Origin of the sequence: Streptomyces sp. A5-4, from assembly GCF_051131715.1 — a bacterium.
In the GTDB taxonomy this organism is placed as follows: Bacteria; Actinomycetota; Actinomycetes; order Streptomycetales; family Streptomycetaceae; genus Streptomyces.
On the sequence record NZ_CP178591.1, the window covers coordinates 7,450,516 to 7,472,224 of the forward strand.

At 71.9% G+C, this 21,709-nt stretch carries 14 protein-coding genes and 3 pseudogenes; 8 read left to right on the plus strand and 9 right to left on the minus strand.

Features of this window, described 5'->3' with window-relative positions:
* Positions 1 to 31: 31 nt before the first annotated feature.
* The gene (locus ACLLJJ_RS35020) at positions 32 to 715 is read left to right on the plus strand and encodes a GntR family transcriptional regulator (protein WP_434598635.1); all 684 of its coding nucleotides are present in this window, start codon (positions 32 to 34) and stop codon (positions 713 to 715) included.
* A gap of 360 nt (positions 716 to 1,075) precedes the next feature.
* Positions 1,076 to 3,409: a collagenase gene (locus ACLLJJ_RS35025; RefSeq protein WP_434598637.1), complete on the plus strand. Its 2,334-nt coding sequence runs from the start codon at positions 1,076 to 1,078 to the stop codon at positions 3,407 to 3,409.
* Between the two features lie 67 nt (positions 3,410 to 3,476).
* On the opposite strand, the gene ACLLJJ_RS35030 is transcribed toward ACLLJJ_RS35025, so the two are convergent.
* The 5 genes and pseudogenes from ACLLJJ_RS35030 to ACLLJJ_RS35050 form a co-directional block, all read right to left on the minus strand.
* Positions 3,477 to 3,815 carry a membrane dipeptidase gene (locus ACLLJJ_RS35030; RefSeq protein ID WP_434598639.1) on the minus strand — a complete coding sequence of 113 codons (339 nt, stop codon included), beginning with the start codon at positions 3,813 to 3,815 and terminating at the stop codon, positions 3,477 to 3,479.
* A gap of 113 nt (positions 3,816 to 3,928) precedes the next feature.
* Complete coding sequence (locus ACLLJJ_RS35035; RefSeq protein ID WP_434598641.1) at positions 3,929 to 6,967, minus strand: alpha-mannosidase; 3,039 nt, start codon at positions 6,965 to 6,967, stop codon at positions 3,929 to 3,931.
* Positions 6,968 to 7,047: 80 nt separating this feature from the next.
* Positions 7,048 to 7,446 (minus strand): GH85 family endohexosaminidase C-terminal domain-containing protein, encoded by a 399-nt coding sequence (locus tag ACLLJJ_RS35040; RefSeq protein ID WP_434598643.1) that lies wholly within the window; start codon positions 7,444 to 7,446, stop codon positions 7,048 to 7,050.
* A 44-nt stretch (positions 7,447 to 7,490) separates the two neighbouring features.
* A pseudogene (locus ACLLJJ_RS35045) lies at positions 7,491 to 8,184 on the minus strand (endo-beta-N-acetylglucosaminidase); the annotation flags it as partial.
* A gap of 460 nt (positions 8,185 to 8,644) precedes the next feature.
* Entirely contained in the window at positions 8,645 to 9,037 is a 393-nt protein-coding gene (locus ACLLJJ_RS35050) for a VOC family protein (protein ID WP_434600603.1), read from the minus strand.
* Positions 9,038 to 9,110: 73 nt separating this feature from the next.
* Between ACLLJJ_RS35050 and ACLLJJ_RS35055 the strand changes: the two genes are divergently transcribed.
* Together ACLLJJ_RS35055 and ACLLJJ_RS35060 are read left to right on the plus strand one after the other, a co-directional pair.
* A complete protein-coding gene (locus ACLLJJ_RS35055) occupies positions 9,111 to 9,788 on the plus strand; it encodes a nucleoside/nucleotide kinase family protein (protein ID WP_434598645.1) in 678 nt (225 codons plus the stop codon).
* Positions 9,789 to 9,792: 4 nt separating this feature from the next.
* Positions 9,793 to 10,917 (plus strand): M24 family metallopeptidase, encoded by a 1,125-nt coding sequence (locus ACLLJJ_RS35060; protein ID WP_434598647.1) that lies wholly within the window; start codon positions 9,793 to 9,795, stop codon positions 10,915 to 10,917.
* Positions 10,918 to 10,959: 42 nt separating this feature from the next.
* Here the strand turns inward: ACLLJJ_RS35060 and treZ are convergent, their stop codons facing one another.
* Together treZ and ACLLJJ_RS35070 are read right to left on the minus strand one after the other, a co-directional pair.
* Positions 10,960 to 12,714, minus strand: a complete 1,755-nt coding sequence (treZ, locus tag ACLLJJ_RS35065) for a malto-oligosyltrehalose trehalohydrolase (RefSeq protein WP_434598650.1) — start codon at positions 12,712 to 12,714, stop codon at positions 10,960 to 10,962.
* Between the two features lie 40 nt (positions 12,715 to 12,754).
* Positions 12,755 to 13,669, minus strand: a complete 915-nt coding sequence (locus ACLLJJ_RS35070; RefSeq protein ID WP_434600604.1) for a GNAT family N-acetyltransferase — start codon at positions 13,667 to 13,669, stop codon at positions 12,755 to 12,757.
* 200 nt (positions 13,670 to 13,869) lie between these two features.
* Between ACLLJJ_RS35070 and ACLLJJ_RS35075 the strand changes: the two genes are divergently transcribed.
* From ACLLJJ_RS35075 to ACLLJJ_RS35085, 3 genes are all read left to right on the plus strand, one after another.
* Positions 13,870 to 14,418, plus strand: coding sequence for an FHA domain-containing protein (locus tag ACLLJJ_RS35075; RefSeq protein WP_434598652.1), 549 nt, complete (start codon positions 13,870 to 13,872; stop codon positions 14,416 to 14,418).
* A 220-nt stretch (positions 14,419 to 14,638) separates the two neighbouring features.
* Positions 14,639 to 16,804, plus strand: a complete 2,166-nt coding sequence (locus ACLLJJ_RS35080; RefSeq protein ID WP_434598654.1) for an MMPL family transporter — start codon at positions 14,639 to 14,641, stop codon at positions 16,802 to 16,804.
* Between the two features lie 233 nt (positions 16,805 to 17,037).
* Positions 17,038 to 17,913 (plus strand): putative protein N(5)-glutamine methyltransferase, encoded by an 876-nt coding sequence (locus ACLLJJ_RS35085; protein WP_434598656.1) that lies wholly within the window; start codon positions 17,038 to 17,040, stop codon positions 17,911 to 17,913.
* A 30-nt stretch (positions 17,914 to 17,943) separates the two neighbouring features.
* On the opposite strand, the pseudogene ACLLJJ_RS35090 reads toward ACLLJJ_RS35085, so the two are convergent.
* Positions 17,944 to 18,507 (minus strand): annotated as a pseudogene (locus tag ACLLJJ_RS35090) (dihydrolipoyl dehydrogenase); the annotation flags it as partial.
* On the opposite strand from ACLLJJ_RS35090, the pseudogene ACLLJJ_RS35095 reads away from it, so the two are divergent.
* Positions 18,505 to 19,404 (plus strand): annotated as a pseudogene (locus tag ACLLJJ_RS35095) (LysR family transcriptional regulator substrate-binding protein); the annotation flags it as partial. The pseudogenes ACLLJJ_RS35090 and ACLLJJ_RS35095 overlap by 3 nt on opposite strands.
* On the opposite strand, the gene treY reads toward ACLLJJ_RS35095, so the two are convergent.
* Positions 19,322 to 21,697: a malto-oligosyltrehalose synthase gene (gene treY, locus ACLLJJ_RS35100; RefSeq protein ID WP_434598658.1), complete on the minus strand. Its 2,376-nt coding sequence runs from the start codon at positions 21,695 to 21,697 to the stop codon at positions 19,322 to 19,324. The pseudogene ACLLJJ_RS35095 and the gene treY sit on opposite strands and share 83 nt — an antisense overlap.
* Between the last annotated feature and the right edge of the window lie 12 nt (positions 21,698 to 21,709).

Genomic DNA, 21,709 nt, shown 5'->3' on the forward strand with positions numbered 1-21,709 from the left:
TGGGGCCCCGCCCGTCGCTGGAGGAACAGACATGGCCCGCCTGACCTCGCTCAACGTGATCTCGGCGCAGGAGCACCTCCGTGATCAGGTGGCGCACGCGTTGCGGGCCGCGTTGATCGCCGGGGAGCTCCGGCCGGGCATGATCTACTCCGCTCCCGCGCTCGCCGCGGAGTTCGGCGTCTCGGCGACACCCGTCCGCGAGGCCATGCTCGACCTGGCCCGGGAGGGGCTCGTCGAGGCGGTCCGGAACAAAGGCTTCCGGATCACCGAGCTGACTGAGCAGGACCTCGACGACTTCACCGAACTCCGCGCCATGATCGAAGTCCCCACTGTCGGCCGGATCGCGCGGCTGGCCCGTCCCGAGCAGCTGGAAGTGCTGCGCCCGATCGCCCTGGAGATCGTCGAAGCCGCGCGCAATCACGACATCCTGGGCTATCTGGAGGCCGACCGCCGGTTCCACCTCGGCCTGCTCGCGCTGGCCGGTAACCGCCGACTGGTCGAAGAGGTGGGGAACCTGCGCAAGCGCTCCCGGCTCTTCGGCCTGAACCGGCTCGCCGAAACGGGCCAGTTGACGGCCTCGGCCGAGGAGCACATCGAGCTGCTCGACCTGCTGGTCGCCGGGGACGCCGAGGGCGCCGAGGCGTGCATGCTCGCCCATATGTCACATGTCCGCTCGCTGTGGGCCGACGGTCAGCAGCGCCCCGGCGGCAGCTGACGCACACCCGAATCCCCGGGCCCGCGGTACGAAATCCCTTTGTCGTGCGCGCGCTTCGTCGTGCGCGCAGCGTCCCGAAGTGCTGCCGCGATCCCCTGACCAGGTACGGGAGTTGCTCCGTCACCCGCCGTCCGACGAATGTGCGCGCAGCGTCTTCCAAGGCCATGTGACATGTGCCATTGTACTGCCGCGAGAGGCGGTCGTGCCCATGTCACAACGTGGGCGTCGACGGCCGCACCAGAGGCCGGCCGGATCCGCTCCGTGACTCTCCCCGGTGCGGACGGATCCCCGCCCCGCCTCACTCCCGGAGACCCCCACGGCCGCGCGCCGCGCGGCCTTCACCCCGCTGGGAGGCGGCACGTGAAGAACCGAACCGTACGACAGAGACTCACCGGCTTGGCCACGCTCGTTCTGGCGGCCTGCCTGGGCATCGGCATGCTCGCCGCGCCGAGCCGCGCCGCCGAGCCGCGCCCCGGTGCGCCCGTAACGGCGCCCGCGTCCAGGGCCCTCGACGCCGAAAAGCCGGGCGGCCCCGCCGCGCAGTCGCCCACCGCGTCCGCCGAGGACGCCGGCCACGCGGACCGCGAGCCCCTGAAGCCGGCGGACCGCCCGCCGCTGAGCGCTTCCAAGGACGCCCTCAAGAGGGACTACGACGACCCGGGCGCCGCCCGGCCGAGCCACCCCGCACCGTCGATGAAGGCCCCGGGCGCCGCGGCCGAGTGCCGGGTCGAGGACTTCACCGGACGTACCGGCGGCGCGCTGGTCCAGCACGTCAAGTCGACTACCATCGACTGTGTCAACACCCTGTTCGGCATCAAGGGCAACAACGCGTATCTCGCCTTCCGCGAAGCCCAGATGGTCAGCATCGCCAACGCCCTGCGCGACGGCTCGGCTGCCTACCCCGGGGACAGCAGCACGGGCATGCCGCAACTGGTCCTGTTCCTGCGGGCCGGTTACTACGTCCAGTACTACAACCCCGACGTCGTGGGCGGTTACGGCCCCACTCTGCGCACCGCCATCCAGGGCGGACTCGACACCTTCTTCGCCGCCCCGCGCTCCTCCGACGTCACCGACGCGAACGGCGAGACCCTGGCCGAGGCCGTCACGCTGATCGACAGCGCGGAGCAGAACGCCCGATACCTGCACGTGGTCAAGCGGCTGCTCGCCGGGTACAACTCCTCGTACAACAGCTCCTGGTACATGCTCAACGCCGTCAACAACGTGTACACCGTGACCTTCCGCGGGCATCAACTGCCCGAGTTTGTCAGGGCCGTCGAGGCCGACCCGAGCCTGATCGACGCGCTGCACGCCTTCGCCTCCGGCCACCTGGACCTGCTGGGCACGGCCCAGTCGTACCTGGCCTCCAACGCGGGCCGCGAGCTGGGCCGTTTCCTCCAAGAGGCGTCGCTGCGCGCCAAGGTCAGGCCATTGGCGGCAGCGCTGCTCAAGCAGAGCTCCATGACCGGACGCACCGCCCCGCTCTGGGTCGGCGTCGCGGAGATGGCCGACTACTTCGACCGGACCAACTGCGCCTACTACGACATCTGCGACCTGGCCAACCGGCTGAGGCGCGCCGTGCTGCCGGTCAGCCACACCTGCAGCCCCAGCATCCGCATCCTCGCCCAGCAGATGTCCACCGCCGAACTCGCCACCAGCTGCACCAGCCTGCGCGAGCAGGACGCCTACTTCCACGACGTCGCACGGGACAACGGCCCGGTGGCCGGGGACAACAACACCACCATCGAAGTGATCGCGTTCGACTCCAGCACCGACTACCAGACCTACGCCGGGGCGATCTACGGCATCGACACCAACAACGGTGGCATGTACCTGGAGGGCGACCCCGCCGCCGTGGGCAACCAGCCGCGGTTCATCGCCTACGAGGCCGAGTGGCTCAGGCCCGCGTTCCAGATCTGGAACCTCAACCACGAGTACACGCACTACCTCGACGGCCGGTTCAACATGTCCGGCGACTTCGGCGCCGGAGTCAGCACCCCGACCATCTGGTGGATCGAGGGCTTCGCGGAGTACATCTCCTACTCGTACCGGAAAGTCGTCTACGAGGACGCCATCGCCCAGGCCGGGGCGCACACCCACACCCTGCGGACCCTGTTCGACACCACCTACGAAAACGCCGACCAGACCAGGGTCTACAACTGGGGCTATCTCGCGGTCCGTTACCTGCTCCAGTCGCACCGCGCGGACATCGACACGGTGCTCGGCCACTACCGCACCGGCAACTGGGGCGCGGCCCGCACCCACCTGACGTCCACCATCGGAACCCGCTACGACGCCGGGTTCAACGCCTGGCTGACGGCGTGCGCGGCGGGCGACTGCGGCTCCACCACCACACCGCCCGCCCTGCCCGAGTGCACCGGCGGCGACGCCCGGCTGCTCGGTGAGGACTGCGCACGCAGCGCACTGCGGGCCAGCACGGGCAACTACGCCTACCTGTACCTCTACATACCGGTCGGCACGACCCAGCTGAAGATCACCACGACCGGTGGTACGGGCAACGCCGACCTCTATTACAGCGCCACCGGATGGGCGACCACCACCAGCCACACCAGCAGATCCACCGGCGTCGGGAACGACCACACCCTGACCGTCGACAACCCCAGGGCCGGGGCGCACTACATCAGCCTGCACGCCGCCCAGGGATTCGAAGGGGCGACCGTCTCCACGCGGTACTGAACGCGCACCGAACCCGTCCGTACGGGTGGGGCGCTCCGTGGGGAGCGCCCCACCCGCACGACAACCTCTAGGCGGGCCGCCCCAGTTCCTTGCGGAACAGGTCGAGCACATTGCCGCCGATGATCCTGCGTACATCGTCCTCGGGCAGGCCCCGCCGAATCAGTGCCTCGGTGACCAGCGGCAGCCCGCGGGGGCCCTCGATGCCGGGCAGCGCCCAGGGGAATCCGTAGTCCTTCTCGCAGCACGGCGGGGTGACGTCGCCGATGACCTCCTCGATGAAGTCCGGTCCCAGGCCCACGTGTTCGACGCCGACGACCCCGGTGATATGCAGGATGTCGGTGACCGCCATCAGCAGGTCGTTGTGGGTATCGGCTACGACGGCGCGGTCGTGAAGTTCGAAGGACACGTGGGCGGATGCTACGGGCAGCGAACGTGCCGGTACATCGCATTACGCCGCCGCCCGCACGGCCCCGCCCGCACCGGGCGGCCCCACCGGGGGGCCGCCCGTACCGTCGTCCGCTACGCGCCCGCCCCCAGCCGCAGCGTGAGGATCTGGAACGGCCGCAGGGACAGCTCCACCGTCCCGTCGCCCGTCAGCGCGTACCCGGACCCGTCCGCCAACGGGCGCTCCAGCAGGTCCGTCTCCACCACCGACGTGACCGGGAAGCCCGCGGCGAGCGTCGCCGTGCCGCGACCGCCGCCCGACTCGTAGATACGGACGACCACATCGCCGCCGCGGTCCTCGGCCAGCTTCACCGCCTCCACCACGATCCGGTCGTTGTCGAGGGACACCAGCGGCGCGACCGGGCTGCTGGTGTCGCCCGTGCGGGTGCGCTCCGGGAGATTGATCCAATGGCTCTCCCGGACCGCGTCGGTGACCGTGGCGCCCGGTGCGAGCGCGAAGCGCAGGCGGTGGCTGCCCTGGTCGGTCTCCGGGTCCGGGTAGCGCGGGGCGCGCAGCAGGGAGAGCCGGACCGTCGTGGTCTGCCCGCCGTCCACCCGCACGTCCCGGGTGACGTCATGGCCGTACGTCGAGTCGTTGACGACCGCCGCGCCCCAGCCGGGCTCCTCGACCTGGATCCAGCGGTGCGCGCAGATCTCGAACTTGGCAGCCTCCCAGGACGTGTTGGTGTGGGTGGCGCGGAAGACATGACCGAACTGGGTCTCGGCGGCCGACCGGTCGGCCTTCACATCGAGCGGGAAGGCCGCCTTCAGGAACTTCTCCGTCTCGTGCCAGTCCACGTCCGTCTCGATGTCGAGGACCTTCGCCCCCGAGCGCAGCGTCAGCCGCTGCACGACCGTCGACTCGCCGAAGGACCTGGCGACGGTGAGCACCGCGCGGTCCCCGGTCGACTCGGTGAGGGCGAGCGTGTCGACGTCCACCAGGTCGGTGACCTTGTGCCGGTAGAACTCATCGATGTCCCAGGCGTCCCACATGTTCGGGAAGTCGGGGTGGATCTGGAGCAGGTTGGCCGCCAGACCGGGCGCCACCGCCTCCCGCCGCGCCGCCACGTCGTACGCCGAGACCACCAGACCCCGTGCGTCGACCGTGACGCGCAGCAGCCCGTTGTCGAGGTCGAAGCCGCCGTCCGGGCGGGACGAGGCCGTGACCGTGTCGGCCGTCGGGGACGGGTCGGCGACCGACGCGCCGCCGGCCGGCACCGAACTCCGCTCGTGCGGCGCCGCGTTGAAGGTCAGGGTGTCGGACCCCTCGCCCGCCAGCGCCGTCTGCGCGGCGGCCGTGATCGCCTCCAGCTCCGCGCGCACCCGCGCGTACGTCTCCCGCGCCTCCCGGTGCACCCAGGCGATCGAGGAGCCGGGCAGGATGTCGTGGAACTGGTGCAGCAGCACCGTCTTCCAGATCCGTTCCAGGTCCTCGTACGGATAGCCGAAGCCCGCGACACGCACCGCGGCCGTCGCCGACCACAGCTCCGCCTCGCGCAGCAGCGACTCGCTGTGCCGGTTGCCCTGCTTGGTCTTCGCCTGTGAGGTGTACGTACCGCGGTGCAGCTCCAGATACAGCTCGCCCGCCCACACCGGCGCGTCCGGGTACTCCGCCTCGGCCTTCGAGAAGAACGCAGACGGCTTCTCGACCGTGACCTTCGGCGAGCCCTCCAGATCCCGCAGGCGCTCCGCGCGCGCCAGCATCTCGCGGGTGGGACCCCCACCGCCGTCGCCCCAGCCGAAGGGCGCCATGGAGCGTGAACCCCGCCCCTTCTCCCGGTAGTTGCGTGCCGCGTGCGCCATCTGCTCGCCGCCGAGGTCGGAGTTGTAGGTGTCGACGGGCGGGAAGTGCGTGAAGACGCGGGTGCCGTCGATGCCCTCCCACCGGAAGGTGTGGTGCGGGAACTTGTTGACCTGGCTCCAGGAGATCTTCTGCGTCAGGAACCACTTCGACCCGGACAGCTTCACCAGCTGCGGCATCGCCGCCGTGTAGCCGAAGGAGTCCGGCAGCCAGACCTCGTTGGTCTCGATGCCGAACTCGTCCATGAAGAACCTCTTGCCGTACAGGAACTGACGGGCCATCGCCTCGCCGCCGACCATGTTCGTGTCGGACTCCACCCACATGCCGCCGACCGGTACGAACTGCCCGTCCGCGATCTTCTTCTTGACCTTGGCGAAGACCTCCGGCCGGTGCTCCTTGATCCAGGCGAGCTGCTGCGCCTGCGACATCGCGAAGACGAACTCCGGGTGGTCGTCCATGAGGTTGACCATGTTGGACGACGTACGCGCCACCTTGCGCACCGTCTCGCGCAGCGGCCACAGCCACGCCGAGTCGATGTGCGCGTGCCCGATCGCGCTGATGCGGTGCGCCGACGCGTTCGCGGGGGAGGCCAGCACCCCGGCCAGCTCCGCGCGGGCCGCCGACGCGGTGCCCGGCACGTCCGTCAGGTCGACGGCGTCCAGACACCGCTCGATCGCCCGCAGGATCTCCCAGCGCCGGGCGTCGCCCTGCGACAGCTCCGTCATCAGGGAGCCGAGCACCTCCAGGTCCTGGACCAGCTCCCACACCTCGGTCTCGAAGACCGTGAGGTCCATCCGCTCGACGCGATAGAGCGGCTCGTCACCCGAGGTGAGCCTGTCGCCCTCGTACGTCGGCGTGTGGTCGACCAGGACGGGGTTGGAGGACGCCTCGACGTACAGCAGGACCTCCTCGCCGCCCTCGGCCGGTTCGCCGATCCGCACCCAGTCGTTGCGCGGGTTGAGGGCCTTCACCGCCTCCCCGTCCTGCCGGTAGATCAGGCCCTCGCACTGGAAGCCGGGCATCTGCCGGTCGAAGCCGAGGTCGATGACGGCCTCGACGGTGCGCCCGCGCCACTCGGCCGGGACCCGCCCGGTGACCTTGAACCAGGTGGTGCCCCAGGCCGGGCCCCACAGGTCGCCCGCGGCGGCCGGACCGTACGTGGCGGCCAGGCCCTCCGCGACCGGGACTGGCTCGCCCGGCGCCTCCCACCGCTCGATGGCCAGCGGGACGGGCATGGAGTGGACGGCCGGCAGGATGCGGTCCTTGAGCACTCGGCGCAGGCGGTGTTCAACGATGCCTCGGTCGTCGTGCATGAGGGTGGCTCCGATGTTCTGGGACGAGAAGGTGGGGAGTGACTACCAGGTGTGGGTGACCGGGGCGGGACGTGACGGGTTCAGCAACTGGCCGACGGCGCGCACTTCGAGCGAGGTGACCGCCTCGCTCGCAGTACGGCGCAGCGAGGCACGTAGTACGCGATGCCCGCCGTGCCGCCGAGGAAACGCCGCCCACCGCCGGTGAGGACCTGGTGCACCTCGTAGTGGCGCGCGCCCGCGGTCGCCCGCCAGTGCAGTCGCAGTTCCGCCGCGCCGGGCGCGAGGACGCGCGCGGCCTCGACCCGTACCCCGGTGGGCGCGCCGGGAGCGGTCGCGGGCCCACCGCGCACGGACAGTGCGCCAAGCCGCCAGGCCCCGCCGGTGCCTGTCCCGGTGCCGGTCAGCCGTACACCCAGCGCGTGCACGGCGCCGCGCGGCAACGTGAGCGAGGACGTGGTCCAGCCGTCGCCGGTGCGCACGGTCGCGCCGGCCAGCCGCCGTACGCCGCCCGGGAGTTGAAGTCGTCGTACCAGGTGATCCTCAGTTCGGGCGCCCCCGCACGCAGCGCCGGCACGAACTCCTCGAAATCGGCTGCCAGTTGCCGGTCTCCGCCGCCCGTCTGGCCGTTGAGGAACCAGCCGTCGAAGCCGTACGCCCGCGCCACCTCGATCAGCTTGTCGGCGAGCGGAAAGCGACCGAACGCGTCGCGCCCCACCAGCTCACGGGTCCACCGCAGGTTTGCCCCCGTACGCGGCGGGTGGCAGGAAGACATTGCCGAGGATCCGTACACCGGCCCGGTGCGCGGCGTCCACGACTGGGGCGTTCGGCGCGAGGATGATGCCCTCGCCCGACGAGCCGCCCCAGAAGACCAGCTCCTCCAGATACGCCCAGTGGGTGAGTGCCTAGTAGTCCGCCTTCGCCGAACCCTGCGAGGGATTACCGGCGGTGGGGCCGAACGAGACGAGCGCCGAGACGCGCGCCTGGTCGGTGCGGGCCGTGGGGTTGGCCGGGGGAGGGGTGAAGCGCTCGGCGAGCGGCACGGTCGAGGTGTTGTACGGCAGGTCGACGTCGTCCTCGGCCCGCCAGGCCTTGAGGCTGCGCCAGACGGCGCCCGGATCGGGCTCACGGCCCTCGGGGAAGGAGTCCGGGAACCAGAACAGCGGGAGAGCACGCGCGCGCCGCGTTGGCAGTAGCGGGCGGGGGGTGGGGTGCGGCAGACGGAGGGGCGAGTGCGTTTTCGATGCGCGACCCAACTTCGGTGAACATGGGCTATCCGGAGGGGTATCACATGTACAACCGTCGCTGTTTATCGGGCGGGTAGGCGCGAGAAACGGAACCTTGGCACCTGGACCCTCGGGAGTTGCTCCTCGGGGTCCCCTCAAGTTCAGCACTCCTGCGGAACATCGGGTGGCCCCATGCCCGGCAGACCCCGCCCATACGGCGCTCTCACCCCCGTGTCGCATGCAAGTTGCCGGGGTGAGGTCGCCACCAAGCTTGCATATGGCAGCGCTTCGCCGCTCACACCCGCGCCCGGCCGACCCGCACCCGCGCCCGGCCGACCCGCGCCCGCACCCGCGCCCGCACCCGCACCCGCACCCCCGCGCCCGGCCGACCCGCACCCCGCACCCGCACCCCGCACCCCGCACCCGAGCCGCCCCCCGTCCCCCCGCACGCTTCTCACACCGCCGGCTCCAGCAGATCCCACCGGTTCCCGTACAGGTCCTCGAATACCGCCACCGACCCGTACACCTCATGCCGCGGCTCCTCCACGAACCGGACCCCCGCCGCCACCATCCGCGCGTGGTCGCCCGCGAAGTCCTCGGTGTACAGGAAGAATCCGACCCGGCCACCCGTCTGATCGCCCACGCGCGCGTGCTGCGTGTCCCCCTTCGCCCGAGCGAGCAGCAGTCCCGTACCGGCGCCCGCGCCGCGCGGCCGGACGACGACCCACCGGGAGCCGTCACCCCGGCCGGTGTCCTCGACCAGCTCGAATCCGAGGGCGTCGGTGTAGAAGGCGATGGCCTCGTCGTAGTCACGGACGACGAGGGCGGTCAGAGCGATGTGCGACATGGGCGGTGCCTCTTCCGGTCGGAGGGCGGAAGTCATACGTACCACCTCGGCCCGCCGCGACCACAATGCCCTCATGGAACCGCAGCACCTGGTCGACCGCGCCCACCGCCTCATCGCCCCCGGCCGTCGCCGCGTCCTCGGCATCGCGGGCGCCCCGGGCGCGGGGAAGTCCACCCTCGCCGCGCACCTCGCCGACCGCCTCGGCCGGGCCGCCGTACTCGTCCCGATGGACGGCTTCCATCTGGCGGGTGCGGAGCTGGAGCGGCTGGGACGCACCGACCGCAAGGGTGCCCCCGACACCTTCGACGCCGCCGGATACACCGCACTCCTCGCGCGGCTGCGCAGTCCCCAGCCACCGGGCACCGTCGTCTACGCGCCCGCCTTCGACCGGTCCCTGGAGGAGCCGGTGGCGGGCAGCATCGCGGTCCCCGCGCCCCTGGACGTCCCGCTGGTCATCACCGAGGGCAACTATCTGCTGCTCGACGAAGGCCCCTGGGCGGGCGTGCGGGACCTGCTCGACGAGGTCTGGTTCCTGGAGCTCGACCAGGACGAGCGAATGCGTAGGCTCATCGACCGGCATGAACGTTTCGGCAAGCCCCGGCAGCGCGCCGAACACTTCGCGCGCACCTCGGACGAGGCCAACGCCCGCCTGGTGCGGCAGGGCCGCGACCGCGCCGACCTCGTCGTGTCCTTCGCGCCGGGCACCGTCCTGCCGACGGCTGGTGGGGACCCACCGCGCCGGGCAGGATGAGGCCATGTCAGATACGCCCGCCCCTTTCACCGCCGACGACTACCGGGTCCGCATGGCCCGCGCCGTGCGGTCCGCCGCCGACGCCGGGCTGGCGGGACTGCTCGTCGCCCCCGGCCCCGACCTGGTCCACCTCACCGGCTACCGGCCGACCGCGATCACCGAGCGGCTGACGCTCCTGGTCCTGGCCGTGGGACAGGACCCCGTCCTGGTGGTCCCCACGCTGGAGGCGTCGGACGCCCAACGGGCCGCCGGAGCCGCCGCGTTCACCCTGCGCGACTGGACCGACGGCAAGGACCCGTACGACGTCACCGCGCCGCTCCTCGACGCGCGGGGGCGCTTCGGTATCAGCGACAACGCCTGGGCGATGCACCTCCTGGGCCTCCAGCGGGAACTGCCCGACACCTCGTACGAGTCACTGACCACCGCCCTGCCCTTGCTGCGGGCGGTCAAGGACGCGTCCGAGCTGGCGCGCCTCGAAGCGGCGGGCGCGGCTGCGGACGCCACGTACGAGGAGATCGTCAAGGTCCGCTTCTCCGGCCGTCGCGAGAGCGAGGTGGCCGCCGAACTCGCCCACCTCCTGACGCGGTTCGGACACGAGCAGGTGGACTTCACGGTCGTCGGCAGCGGCCCGAACGGCGCCAGCCCGCACCACGAGGCAGGCCCGCGCCTCATCAAGGAGGGCGACATGGTCGTCCTCGACTTCGGCGGCCTCAAGGACGGTTACGGCTCCGACACCTCCCGCACGGTCCACGTCGGCGCCCCCAGCGCCGAGGAGCAGCGCGTCCATGACGTCGTACGGGAGGCCCAGCAGGCCGCCTTCGACGCGGTACGTCCGGGCATCGCCTGCCAGGACGTGGACCGGGTGGCGCGCGCGGTCATCACCGAGGCGGGGTACGGGGAGCGGTTCATCCACCGCACCGGGCACGGGATCGGCGTGACCACGCATGAGCCGCCGTACATGATCGAGGGGGAGGTGCGGGCGTTGGTGCCCGGCATGTGCTTCTCGATCGAGCCCGGCATCTACCTGCCGGGCCGCTTCGGCGTGCGGATCGAGGACATCGTCACGGTCACGGAGACGGGAGGCCGCCGCCTCAACACGACGGCACGGGACATGGCGATCGTCGGCTGAGACGCCCGGGGTGGGGCTCTTACCCCCACCCCGCCCTGGCCCTCACGCCACGTCGGGCCCGAGCACCACACACGACTCGGCCGGCAGCACGAGCAGCCCGTCGGCGGCCGGCGCCGCCACCGGCTCCCACGCCGCCAGTACGCGGCTGCGCCCATTGCGGCCCAGGCCGATCGTGGCCTGTTCCTTCGAGAGGTTCACCGCGACGCGGATGTCACCGCGGCGGTACGCGAGCCAGCGCGCGCTCTCGTCGTACGCGACCTTCACCGCCGCCAGATCCGGGTCGGCCAGGTCGGGCCGCGCGTGGCGCAGAGCGATCAACTCGCGGTACCAGGCCAGCACGCGCGCGTGCGGCTCACTCGCGGGCTCCGACCAGTCGAGGCAGGAACGCTCCCTGGTCCGCGGGTCCTGCGGGTCGGGGATGTCCTCCGCCGCCCACCCGTGCGCGGCGAACTCCCGCCGCCTGCCCTGGCGTACGGCCTCGGCGAGTTCCGGGTCGGTGTGGTCCGTGAAGAACTGCCACGGCGTACGCGCCGCCCATTCCTCGCCCATGAACAGCATCGGGGTGAAGGGCCCGGTGAGCACGAGCGCGGCGGCGCAGGCCAGCAGGCCGGGGGACAGGGAGGCGGAGAGCCGGTCGCCGAGTGCCCGGTTGCCGATCTGGTCGTGGGTCTGGGCGTAGCCGAGGAAGCGGTGCGAAGCGGTCCTCACCCGGTCCACCGGACGGCCGTGCGCGCGGCCCCGGAAGGTCGAGTACGTACCGTCGTGGAAGAAGGCGTGCCCCAGCGTCTTGGCGAGCGCTCCGAGCGGGGCGCGGGCGAAGTCGGCGTAGTAGCCCTGGGATTCGCCGGTGAGTGCGGTGTGCAGCGCGTGGTGGAAGTCGTCGTTCCATTGGGCGTGCAGCCCGAGCCCGCCCGACTCGCGCGGTGTCGTCGTTCGCGGGTCGCCCAGGTCGGACTCGGCGATCAGGAAGAGCGGCCTGTCCGTCTCGGCGGAGAGCGCGTCGACGGCCGTGGACAGCTCTTCGAGGAAGGTCAGCGCGCGGGTGTCGGCGAGGGCGTGCACCGCGTCGAGCCGCAGCCCGTCGACGCGGTAGTCGCGCAGCCAGGACAGCGCGCTGCCGAGCAGGAACGCGCGGACCTCGTCGGAGCCCGGGGCGTCGAGGTTGACGGCCGAGCCCCAGGGCGTGTGGTGGGTGTCGGTGAAGTACGGCCCGAAGAGCGGCAGGTAGTTGCCGGCGGGGCCGAGGTGGTTGTGGACCACGTCGAGTACGACGCCGAGGCCCAGCCCGTGCGCCGTGTCGACAAAGCGCTTCAGTCCCTCGGGTCCGCCGTAGGGCTCGTGCACGGCCCACAGCGACACCCCCTCGTACCCCCATCCGTGGACGCCGGGGAACGGGCAGACGGGCATCAGCTCGACATGGGTGATGCCCAGTTCCACCAGATGCCCGAGCCGCTCGGCGGCGGCGTCGAAGGTGCCCTCCGGGGTGTACGTACCGACGTGCAGCTCGTACAGGACCGCCCCGGGGAGCGGGCGCCCCGCCCAGGCGCCCGGCGGGCCGGCGGAACCGTGGTCCACGACGGCGCTGAGTCCGTCGGGCCCGTCCGGCTGGCGGCGCGAGCGCGGGTCGGGCAGGACCGGGCCCTCGTCCAGTGTGAAGCCGTAGCGGGCGCCTTCGTCGGCGTCCGCCTCGACGGCCCACCAGCCGTCCCGCCCCGGATCGCGCCGCATCGCCACGGCGCTGCCCGCCAACTGGAGCGTCACCCGGTCCGCATGCGGTGCCCACACCTCGAAAAGCACTGGCGGCCCCTCTCGTCGTCGATGCCGACACCATCGTGCTTCAGACGAAGTGGATCCGCTCCTGAATCACCGGATGTCCGGCCTTGGCGAACGCGGCGGCCATCGGCGTATTGGTCTGATCGGTCGCTCCGGCGATGACCTGCGCACCCTCCGCGGCCAGGAAACGCGTGCACTCGACGAGCAGGTCGTACGCGTGGCCGTGGCCGCGCTGCTCCGGTACGACCCCGATGAAGCCGATGCACGGCCCCTGCGTGTTGCGCGCCGGGATGTGGAGCCCGGCCAGGTCGCCGTCCCGGGTGTATGCGAGCTGCCACCACTCGCGCGGCGACGGGCACCAGCGGAAGAAGTCCAGCTCCTCCCGCGCGGCGGCCTCCAGGCCGCTCGCCGTGCTGTCGGCCTGCGCGATGGCGTGCAGCGCGTGGGCGTCCAGCGTGCCCGCCTGGACCCGGCGCAGCACATCGAGGATCACTTCGTCGTCGGGCTCCGGCCGGAACTCCAGCCGGCCCGGCCGTTCCGGCAGTCCGCACTCCGGTGTCCACGCGTAGCGGAAACGCTCGACCAGGAGCTTCATCCCGGCGGCTTCCACGGCGGCGATCCGGGCCTCGGCGGCGGCCCGTACGGCCGCTTCCTCGCGCCAGCCGGCCGGGAGGATCAGCTCGTACTCGACGGACAGCGGCGCGCGGCGCAGCAGTTCGGAGCCTGCCGCGTCCTCGCCGTCGGCGAAGTCGAACCAGTTGAGCAGCACCGGCTCGGTGTCGTCGGGCCCGCCCCACCAGGCGGCCCGCGCGACGACGACGCCGTCGCGCAGCGCCACCCAGGTCCACTCGGGCCGGTACTCGCCGCCCGCCCCGACGGTGGCGTACCGGAGGCCGGTGATCGCGCGCCCCACGAGGCCGGCGTCGGGCAGGGAGCCGAAGAGGTGCGCGTCGCTCTCGGTGAGCGGCCGGAAAGTCAGTGCGGGGTCCGGGACAGACTGCGGTTCCGGGCCCAAGTCCTGCGGTGTGGCGGCCAAGCCGTCTCCTTGTGGTGTGCGGGGCGGCAGACACTAGCAACGATCCCCGGGATCTCGAATGGGTTTGATCCGGGCAGGGCAGGTCGTACGAGATGTCATGCTCTTCTGGACACCTCGGGCAGGTCGGCCCGACAATCAGCTCTGTGACGTCCTCCTTCGAGTTCCCCACTTATCCCGCGCGGCTGTCCGACGCCGAGCGGGACCGTGCCCTTGGGATACTCAGAGAGGGCGCGGCCGAAGGCAAGCTGTCGCACGACACCTTCATGCGCCGGATGGAACTCGCCCTGGTCGCCCGCAGGTCCGAGCAACTGGCCGTGCTCACCGCCGACCTGGAGACCGAAGGCCGCTGGGCGCGCGGGCTGTTCGCGGCGGTGGGCCGGGCGTCGGCGTTCACGGTGCGGCTGCGCAGGGCCTGGCAGTCGGAGCGGCTGCCGAAGCTGCTGTTCCCCCAACCCGGCCCGTACCCGCTGCGGATCGGCCGCGACCCGGCGAACGGACTGCGACTCAGCCACGACACGGTTTCGCGCGTGCACGCCGAACTGTCCCTGCGGGGCGGCAGCTGGATCCTGCGCGATCTCGGCTCGACCAACGGCACTTCGGTCAACGGGCGCCGGGTCACCGGGGCCGTCCTGGTGCACGACGGGGACCAGGTGAGCTTCGGCCGGATGAGCTTCCGGCTCTCCTCGGGCTGAGCCCGCTCTCCCGGACCCTGGCCGCACCCGATCCGCGAGGTGGGGGTAACCCCAGTGCGTTACGGCCGCTGGTACCAGTGACCAGGGGTGACCCGAACCTGGACGCTGATCACGCACACAGTGACCGTTTCCAGGGGGAGGAACCCGCATGTCGGGCAGCAGAGATCCGGTAACCGTCAGAACCGCACGATGGTGCGCCGCGCATCCATGGCGCGCCATCGTGGGATGGCTGCTGTTCGTCGTGGTGTGTGTCGGCGCGGGCGCCGCCACCGGGACCAACAAGGGGGAATTCTCCGACTTCTGGATCGGGGAGGCGGGGCGGGCCGAGTCCATCGCCGCGGCCGGGAAGCTCACGCCGCCGCCCGTCGAGCAGATCCTGATCACCGCGGGCCGCGGGAAGCTCGACACGGCCGCCGCGCAGGACGCGGCGCGCGACGTCTCGCGCCGAATGGTGGACCTGCCCGCCGTCGTCTCGGTCGCGAAGCCGGCCGCCGCGCGCGACAAATCCGCGCTGATGGTGGCCGTCACCCTGCGCGGAAACAAGGAGACCGCCAAGGAGGACGTCGACGCGCTGCTGAAGCAGACGGAGGCCGTCCGGCGCGACCACGGTGAGCTGCGGATCGAGCAGACCGGCAACGCGTCCATCTCCAACGGCGTCAACGACAAGCAGGGGCAGGACCTCCAGCGGACCGAGGCGATCAGCCTGCCGGTCACTTTCATCATCCTGTTCGTCGTCTTCGGGTCGGTGCTCGCCGCCGGAATCCCGCTGCTGCTCGCGCTCTTCGCCTTCACCGGCGCGGTCGGCCTCTACGGTCTCGCGTCCTGGATCACCCCCGACGCGGGCGGCGCGGCGCTGAGCGTCATCTTCATGCTGGGCATGGCGGTCGGCGTCGACTACTCGCTGTTCTACCTCAAGCGGGCCCGCGAGGAGCGCGAGCGCACGGGCGGCACCATCAGCCACGCCACCGCCGTCGAACTGGCCGCGGCCACCTCGGGGCGCGCCGTCGTCGACTCGGGCCTGGCGGTCGCCCTCGCGCTCGGCGGCCTGTACCTGATGGACGACGTGATCTTCTCGTCGATCGCCTCGGGGGCCATCCTGGTCACCCTCGTCGCGGTGGCCGGCTCACTGACCGTGCTCCCCGCGCTGCTCGCCAAACTGGCCAACCGTACGGACGGCCGCCGCAAGGTACGGCGGGGCGGCACCGGGCAGAGTCGGGTATGGACGACACTGCTGCGGCCGGTGATGCGCCGCCCGTTGGCCACGCTGCTCATCGGTGTCGCCGCCACGGCGGCCCTCGCCCTGCCCGCCCTGAACATGAAGCTGGGTACGGAGGGCAAGGAGACGTTCCCGGACAGCGTGCCCGCTGTCGCCACGTACGACCGGATGACTGCCGCCTATCCCTCGCAGGGGACCGCGCACCTCGTCCTCGTACGGTCCGACGCGGCCCACGCAGGGCAGGCCGAGTCCGCGCTGCGCCGGCTCGCCGACCGGACCAGGGGCGACCAACTCTTCGCCCAGGACAGCGAACCGGGTGTCCGAATGTCCCAGGACGGCCGCACGGCCCTGCTGAGACTGCCCGTTCCGTACGCCGAGAACTCCGCCGAGGGTGAGCGGTCCCTGGAGCGGCTGCGGGACGAGCTGATCCCCGCGACCGTCGGTGCGGTGGCCGGCACGGAGACCACCGTCAGCGGCGAGATCGCGTACGGCGCGGACTACGCGGCGCACCAGGCCGAGCGGCTGCCCTGGGTGATTCTCTTCGTGTCGCTGGCGACCCTGGCCGTCATGTACGCGGCCTTCCGCTCCGTCGTCATGGCGGCGCTCGGCGTGCTGCTCAACCTGACGACCGTACTGGTCTCCTGGGGCGTACTGACCCTTGTTTTCCAAGGGACTTGGGCCCAGGGGCTGCTCGGCTTCGACTCCACCGGCTTCGTCGGATCGCGGATGCCACTGATGGTCTTCGCCATCCTGGTGGGGCTCTCCACCGACTACCAGATCTTCGTGGTCAGCCGGATCAAGGAGGCGGTGCGGCGGGGCGTTCCCACGCGAGAGGCCGTGGTGGACGGGGTCGCGGGCTCCGCGAGCGTCGTCACCAGTGCCGCGGTCATCATGGTCTCGGTCTTCGTCAGCTTCCTGTTCATCGACCGGATCGAGATGAAGCAGCTCGCCGTGGGGCTCACAGTGGCGGTGCTCTTCGACGCGGTCGTGCTGCGGGCCCTGATCCTGCCCTCGGCGATGGCGCTGCTCGGCGAGCGCTGCTGGTGGCCGCTGCGGACGGGCGGCACCGGCGGGCTGCCCGGCGCGGGCGAGGGCCGGGGCGCGGCGCCCGACGAGGACCGGTTCCTGCCGACGGGCACCGCGGTCCCGGGAGGTCTCCGGGGTGCCTGATGCGGGAGTGACAGGGATGGGTGTGATGCCGGGGGCCGGGCGGGACAGGGGTGCGAAAGTCCTGTAGCGCCCGGCCCCCGGCTCGGGTAATGTCGGCATCTCGGACACAAACGATCAAGGAGGTGGGACCCATTACCGCTGTATCAGGTCGGGTGCTCCCCCTTCACGACCGTGCGGTCCAACGCTGACACCGGTGACCGCGGGAGTGCCCAGAGGCATCCCGAAAGGCTCCCATGCCGGTTTTCCCCTCACCTCTCACTGCTTCCGTCATCGTCAGGCTCCGTGCCGCCGGCTGTGTATTCGCCGAGGACGAGGCGGAGCTGATCCTCTCCACGGCCCGTACACCCGCTGATCTCGCCGCCATGGTGGACCGGCGCGCCGACGGCCTCCCCCTCGAACACGTCCTTGGCTGGGCGGAGTTCTGCGGACTGAGAGTGGCGGTGGACCCCGGGGTCTTCGTGCCGCGCCGCCGTACCGAGTTCCTCGTCGGCGAGGCCGCCGCGCTCGTCCGCCGGGCGGCCTGCGCCGCCACCCCCGCCCGGCCGGGCACCGGCCCGGTCGCCGTGGCCTTCGCCAGGCCCCGGCCCGTCGTCGTCGACCTGTGCTGCGGATCGGGCGCGGTGGGCGCGGCGCTGGCCTTGGTCCTGGACGGGATCGAGCTGCACGCCGCCGACGTCGAGCCCGCCGCGGTGCGGTGCGCCCGGCGCAATGTCGCCGCGGCGGGCGGCCGGGTCTACCAGGGCGACCTCTACGAGCCGCTGCCCGCGGAGCTGCGGGGCCGCGTCGACGTCCTGGTCGCCAACGCGCCGTATGTCCCCACCGAGGCCATCGGGCTGCTGCCCCCGGAGGCCCGCATACACGAGCCGCGGGTCGCGCTCGACGGCGGCGCGGACGGGCTCGACGTCCAGCGGCGGGTCACCGCCGAAGCACGGCGGTGGCTGGCGCCCGGCGGTCACCTGCTGATCGAGACGAGCGAGCGGCAGGCGACGCGGACGATGGAGACGTTCATCCGCAACGGGCTGATCCCACGGGTGGTCGGCTGTGAGGAGCTGGAGGCCACGGTCGTCATCGGCACGCGGCCCGATCCGGGCTCGCCCGGCGCCCGGTGACCATGCGCAAGGGGGTGGCGTCCCCGCCCCTCACCGCTGATGCAGGCCCCGCCCGGCCAACGTGAGGAACGATTCGCCGACCGCCTCGGAGAGCGTCGGATGCGCGTGGATGTGCCGGGCCACATCGCCCGGTTCCGCGTCCCACCCGACGATCAGCTGGCTTTCGGCGATCATCTCGGAGACATGCGGACCCACCATGTGGACGCCCAGTACCCTCCCCCCGCGCTCGGCGACCACCTTCACCACGCCGCCCTGTCCATGCACCATGCCCTTGGCGACTGCCGTCAGGGGGATGGTGTTGACGACGACATCGTGGTCCAGCGCCCTTGCCTCCGCCTCACTCAGGCCGACCGAGGCGGTCTGCGGCGAGGAGTACGTGACCCGGGGGACCGCCGCGTAGTCGACGGGCGGCGAGGTCACCCCGGCCAGAGTCTCGGCCACCAACAGGCCCTCGGCGAACGACGCGTGAGCCAGGCCCAGCGAGGGCGGCGGCAGCAGATCGCCGACCACATGGATGCCGGGCACGGCGGTCTCCAGACGGGACCAGTCTGCGGGCGCGACGAACCCCCGCTCGTCGGTGCTCAGCCCTGCCGCATGACGCGCGGCGTGCGCCTCACCGTGATGGGTCGCGCCTTCCTGCCGCACGCCGAACTCGCCGTACGCAGCGCCGCCCGGGCTCAGCGCGCCGCCCGTGCCGCAGCCGGGGCCGAGGGCGGCGAACTGCACATCGCGACGGTGCATGCGGTGGCTGTCGGCATCCTCCCCGACGTGTTCGCCCGCTGGCGGCGCGAGCACCCCGGCGTCACGATCCACCTGCACGAATACGCCACCACCGAGGCCTTGGAGGAGCAGGTCGAACGAGGCGTCGCCGATCTCGCGGTGGGCCCGGTGCCCAGCCACTGGCAGGGGCCCGCGCTGGCGGTCGGTGAGGAGGAGATCGTGCTGGTTGTCCCCTTCGACGACCACCTCGCGGGGCGTACGTCGGTGCGCCTGGTGGAGTTGGCCGGGCATCGCTGGATCCGCTGCGCGATGGAACCGGTGATCGACGGGCTGCGGTTCTTGGACTGGGCCTGCGCGCAGGCCGGTTTCGCGCCGCGCACGGTGGTCCGTACCGAACACACGTCGACGGCGGTCCGGATGGCCGCTGCGGGCGTCGGCGTCGCCACCGCTCCCGCGCACATCGTCCGCGGAGCCGTCGGTGAGGACTGCGTGGTGCTCGCCGTCGACCCGCCCTGGCGACGCACCCTCGCCGTCTTCTCACGCGTCGAACTCACCGGGGCGGCAGCCGCCTTCGCTGAGCTGTTGCGCGACGCATGGCCTTACGGAGCTGTTCAGGCAGGTCCCGGCGAGGGCGCCGGCGACGACCGCGGGTCAGATCCGGCGGCGCCGGCCCGAGTCCCTGCCCGCCTCACTCGACCTCATCACCCACGGGCACCAGCAGCGCCACCGGCCCCTCCGCCAACAGGCCGGCCAGCCGCACCGACCCCGTGAACTCCCGTCCCGGCGCCAGCAGATCGGCCCATCCCCCCTCCGGAAGCTCCAGCTCCGTGTCCCGCCAGCCGCCCGCCTCCGCGAGCCGCAGCGACAGCCGGGTGACGGCCGTGACCGCGCGGCCGGTCCGGCAGAACGCCACGCAGTGCCTGGCCGCCGGGCCCGTGACGGTCAGCGGCTGGTACGTCCCCGATTCGCCGAAGACCTCCGGGCGCCGGCGCCGCAGTCCCAGGGCCGCCTTCGTGAGGGCGTACTTCTCGGCGGACAGGCCATCGGCCTTGTCCCCGCCGCTGTCGCCGTCGAACCGGACGGGCCGCCGGTTGTCCGGGTCCACCAGGGCGAGGGACTCGTGCTCCGTGCCCTGGTAGACATCAGGCACCCCCGGCATCGTCAGGTGCACCAGCGCGGCCCCGAGCACATTGGCCCGTACGTACGGGTCGAGCTCCCGCGAGAATGCCGCCACCGCCTCGAACGGCGGTCCCGCCGGCCCCGCCGCCACGAAGTCGGCCACCGCCTGCTCGTACGCCGGGTCCTGCTCGGTCCAGCTGGTGTGCAGCCCCGCCTCCCGGACTGCCTTCAGCAGCGCGGGCGTCAGCCGCTGCGCGTCGGGGGCGCCGAAACCGAGCGCGGTCTGCCAGGCCGTCCAGGCCAGATGCGGGTCGGGCGCGGGCACGCCCGCAAGCTCGGTCAGCAGCCCGGCCCACCGCTGCGGGCACTCGGACAGCACCGCGATGCGGGCCCGTACGTCGGCGCTGCGCTTCGTGTCGTGGGTGGACAGCACCGTGCCGGTGGCCGGCCAGTCGCGCGCCAGGCGGGTGCAGAAGTCGTGGAAGTCCGCCGGGGCCACCGCGGGGAATCCGGGATCGCCGCCCACCTCTGTCGCCGAGAGCAGCGGCACGTACCGGTAGAAGGCCGTGTCCTCGACGGACTTGGCGCGCAGCGCCGACGAGGTCTGGGCGAAGCGCGCGCAGAACGCCGCGTGGTCGGGGCCCGATCCCAGCCTGCCCAGCGCGAGGTCGCGCACCACATCGACGACCGCCGCCTCCTCGGCCACCGAGAACGCGGCCTTCACCTGCCGCACCGCCGCCATCGGAACGGCGGCCTCCGCGCTCTCGGGGCAGGGGCCGCCCGCCGTCACGTACGGCCGGTAGACGGGGACCCGGACCAGCAGCTCCCGCACCGCGGTCCGCAGCGCCCAGGGCGCGTGGTCGCGCAGGGCGGGGTCCGCCGCGCAGATGCGCTCGGCCGTGCGGACCAGGAAGCGGGTCTCGGCGGCCAGCTCATGGGTGACGACCCGGTACGCGGACCGGCGCACCGTCGCTTCCCAGTAGCCGCCCCGGTCGCCGGCCGGGCCCGCGAAATCCCGGTAGTGGTCGATGAGTTGGCCGACGCCCACCGGATCGGTGAACAGGCCGCCGATCCGGTACAGCGCGTCGTATCCCGTCGTCCCGGCGACCGGCCACTCCGCCGGCAGCCGCTCCTGCCCGGTGAGGATCTTCTCCACGACGGTCCACAGGCCACCGCCGGTCGCCTCCGCCAGCCGGGTCAGATAGGCCTCGGGGTCGGCGAGACCGTCCGGGTGGTCGATGCGCAGCCCCTCCACCACCCCGTCCCGCACCAGCTTGATGATCTTCGTATGGGAGGCGGCGAACACCTCCGGGTCCTCCACCCGGACCCCGATCAGTTCCGAAATGGTGAAGAAACGCCGGTAGTTGAGCTCCGTCCGGGCCAGCCGCCACCAGGTGAGCCGGTACCACTGGGCATCCAGCAGCTCGGTGAGCGGCAGCCCCGCCGTGCCCTCGCGCAGCGGGAACTCGTGGTCGTAGTAGCGCAGGACCTCACCGTCGACCCGCAGTGCGTCCAGCTCGTCACCGATCGGGTGCCCCAGCACGGGCAGCAGCACCTTGCCGCCGCCCGCCTCCCAGTCGATGTCGAACCAGCGGGCACAAGCGGAAGCGGGTCCTTCCTTGAGCACGTCCCAGAGCGGGCGGTTGAGGCTCTCGGGAGTCGGCAGGGCCATGTGGTTCGGCACGATGTCGAGGACCAGGCCGAGCCCGTGCTCCCGCGCGGTGCGGGACAGCGCGCGCAACCCCTCCTCACCGCCCAGTTCGGCCCGCACGCGCGCGTGGTCCACGACGTCGTACCCGTGCTGCGAACCGGGTACGGCCTCCAGGACCGGCGACAGATGCAGATGGGAGACCCCGAGGGCGGCCAGCTGTGGCACCGCGTCCTCGGCGGCCGAGAAGGGGAAACCGGAATGGAGCTGGAGGCGATAGGTGGCGGTCGGCGTCATGCGAACGTACGT

Coding starts and splice junctions, on each gene's coding strand:
- ACLLJJ_RS35020 (WP_434598635.1), top strand. CDS start 32: ATGGCCCGCCTGACCTCGCTCAACGTGATCTCGGCGCAGGAGCACCTC.
- ACLLJJ_RS35035 (WP_434598641.1), bottom strand. CDS start 6,967: ATGCACGACGACCGAGGCATCGTTGAACACCGCCTGCGCCGAGTGCTC.
- ACLLJJ_RS35050 (WP_434600603.1), bottom strand. CDS start 9,037: ATGTCGCACATCGCTCTGACCGCCCTCGTCGTCCGTGACTACGACGAG.
- ACLLJJ_RS35055 (WP_434598645.1), top strand. CDS start 9,111: ATGGAACCGCAGCACCTGGTCGACCGCGCCCACCGCCTCATCGCCCCC.
- ACLLJJ_RS35060 (WP_434598647.1), top strand. CDS start 9,793: ATGTCAGATACGCCCGCCCCTTTCACCGCCGACGACTACCGGGTCCGC.
- ACLLJJ_RS35085 (WP_434598656.1), top strand. CDS start 17,038: ATGCCGGTTTTCCCCTCACCTCTCACTGCTTCCGTCATCGTCAGGCTC.
- treY (WP_434598658.1), bottom strand. CDS start 21,697: ATGACGCCGACCGCCACCTATCGCCTCCAGCTCCATTCCGGTTTCCCC.